Source organism: Rhodococcus sp. P4_B6 (assembly GCF_056402215.1).
This window is the reverse complement of the sequence record NZ_JBFUHV010000392.1, coordinates 1-2,399: the sequence shown is the minus strand read 5'-3', so window position 1 is coordinate 2,399 and position 2,399 is coordinate 1. Positions and strand designations below refer to the sequence as shown.

Here is a 2,399-nt window from a genome sequence, read left to right as displayed (position 1 = left end):
GGCGATGTACGTGCCGTCATCGCGGGTGCCGGAGGTGGAGCCGAGGTAGCCGGTGGCCCCCGGTTGCAGTTCCTCGTTCCACCGATCCATGCATTCGCGCAGCCGCGGCTGATCGGCAACCTTTCCCTGGATGACTTGGATGAACATCAGTAACCTCCTCCCGCGGGGACAATAGGTCCCCTCGGTGAGTGCAACGGTGGCCGACCCGTCGCGGTCCACCGCCGGCGGGCGTCGACGGCCCGCGGCCGCAGCCACTGCGTACCCAATTTTTCTCCGCCGCACCGCGTGGGACAAGGGCACGCACCGGCAGCTCGCCCGACCCGGTGGAGGTCGAACGGGCCGTACACCTTCCGCGGCGGGAACGGGCGCGTGCAGAGCGAGTGGTGATCGGACGGCGGGTCATTCGTCCGCCGTGCGGCCTTCTGATCGACGTCTCCGACGTGCGGTCGGTGTTCAGGTTTCGGGTGATCGCGCACCGGCACCGCCTGGTTACTCGGATGCCTCGATCGTCGATCGCATCACCGTCAACGCGCACATCCTCGAAACCGGCACCGCCTGGTTACTCGGATGCCTCGATCGTCGATCGCATCACCGTCAACGCGCACATCCTCGAAACCGGCACCGAATCCTATCAACTGCGCACCAGTAAGACCCACCACCGAAAACGCGCCTGACCCCACCAGTGGGGCCGAATTTCATGCCGATCAACGGGGCCAGACCACTTGACGAAACTCACCCGCATGCAGGTGTGCCCGTCTACGGGTGCCARCTCCGCAGAGCGGGACACGGGACCGTGTTGCCCGCCGGCGCACGGCGGCTCGGGACGGTGAATCTCACGAGTGTGGGCCGCCGAGGTGGCGGGGCAGATCGAAGGCGAGCACCCGGTCGAGGTGGACAAAAATCTCGAATTTGGCGCCCGGGGCGATCGCGGCGTCGGACTCGACGTGTCGCATCAGGTCGAGGACCGCCGGCACGTCGAGGTTTCGGTCGAAGGCACGATACGCGGCCTCGAGGATGTCTGCGGGCATCGGGACGGAGATGTGCGTGCTCCAGTCGACGACGCGCTGCCGCCATCGATGCAACAGTCGCGCGCCGTCGGCGATCCGTTCCATGGTCAGCGGCGCTTGCTGCCGGTACGGCGTCGAGAGCAGCACACAACGCAGCGTTAACGGGTCATGACCGGCGTGGATCAGATCGTCGAGCGGCTCGGGCCCGGTCGCGGCACCGACAGTCAGCGCCGACTCGGCAGTGTCGTCCTCGGCGACGGTCACCATGAGCCCGACCGGGGCACCGACTCCGGCTGCGGCGGYGTCGACTGACTCGAAGACGCCCGCCGGTGGGCGGATCATCCACGCGTCGAAATCGCCTGGCGCCACGGGTGAACCGGGGCCGGGGGCGAGCAGGGTGAGTGCGACCTGTGAGCGGTGCACATCCTCGAGCACCCGTCGGGTCAGGTCGGCCACCAGGAGTGTGCGGACCGCCCCGGCTGTCGAGGAGCGGTCCGAGACGGGCACGCGTACACACAGGTGCACGACGCTGCCCGGCCTACCGAGTGTGGCGGTGGGTGGGGCGTTGGCTCCCGAGAGGATCAGCATCTTCTCAGTCTCGTCCCTGGCCGACTCGCCCGGGACAGCCCCGCCCGCATTCGGGACGGGCGCCGGTGCCAGACCGTCCCGTGGCCAATCGTCGTCGCTCAGCCCGTGAGACCCCCACGGCCCGTGTTGCGCTCGCCGACGGTGAGCGCCGGACCGGCCGGTGCGAGCGGGACGGCATCGCGGGAGATCGCGTCCAGGGCGCCCACCCGGAGAATGGGACGCTCGATGCGACGGAAGTGCGGGAGGCGCGGGATCGGGCGGAGGGAAGTGCCGATTCCGCCGCGCCGGTCGTGCGGAGCTCGGTGCACCGGCCATCTGGTCGGGCTCGTGTGCGCTGCGGGATTTCCGCCGCGGATGCGACATGTCCGGCCGTTGTGGCGGCTGGGCCCTCAGGCATCGAAGCTGGCGCCGTGCGCGGCGTCGTTCACCTGGGCATCCGCGTACCCGCCGCAGTAGTCCCAGGTGGCGTACGCCTCGGGGGTCGGGGCATAGGCCGGCTCGTGCGGGCGGACGGGGCCGCCGGCCAGAAGCTGGAGGAGGTCGGCGCGGAGCATGTCCCAATCCTGGTAGTGATCGTGCTGGCAGTCCTCGCAGTATTCGACGAGACCGCGGATCCCCCGATGTGCCAGCAGCGCCTCGTATACGGCGAGGTCGGCCAGATCTTCCTCCGCCGCGAGCCGCYCCTGGGRATCGAGTGGCTGGCCCGGCTCAATGGCGTCGAGGGCTGCTGCCGGGTCGGCGGGGTCRCCGGCGAACGGGTCCAGCGGGAGGCCGGGAGGCAGTYGATCGTGCACGGCACCACAG

The 2,399-nt window shown here is 69.5% G+C and carries 3 protein-coding genes; all 3 read right to left on the bottom strand.

Annotation, left to right across the window (positions count from 1 at the left end; translation table 11 throughout):
- Positions 1–833: 833 nt before the first annotated feature.
- The 3 genes from AC1DWT_RS50865 to AC1DWT_RS50855 all read right to left on the bottom strand — a co-directional run bounded on the left by AC1DWT_RS50865 (position 834) and on the right by AC1DWT_RS50855 (position 2,389).
- On the bottom strand, positions 834–1,595 hold the full coding sequence (locus AC1DWT_RS50865; protein WP_477926223.1) for a hypothetical protein: 762 nt from the start codon (positions 1,593–1,595) through the stop codon (positions 834–836).
- A 98-nt stretch (positions 1,596–1,693) separates the two neighbouring features.
- Positions 1,694–1,903 carry a hypothetical protein gene (locus tag AC1DWT_RS50860; RefSeq protein ID WP_206015598.1) on the bottom strand — a complete coding sequence of 70 codons (210 nt, stop codon included), beginning with the start codon at positions 1,901–1,903 and terminating at the stop codon, positions 1,694–1,696.
- Between the two features lie 81 nt (positions 1,904–1,984).
- Entirely contained in the window at positions 1,985–2,389 is a 405-nt protein-coding gene (locus tag AC1DWT_RS50855; RefSeq protein ID WP_477926224.1) for a DUF5319 family protein, read from the bottom strand.
- Positions 2,390–2,399: the final 10 nt, after the last annotated feature.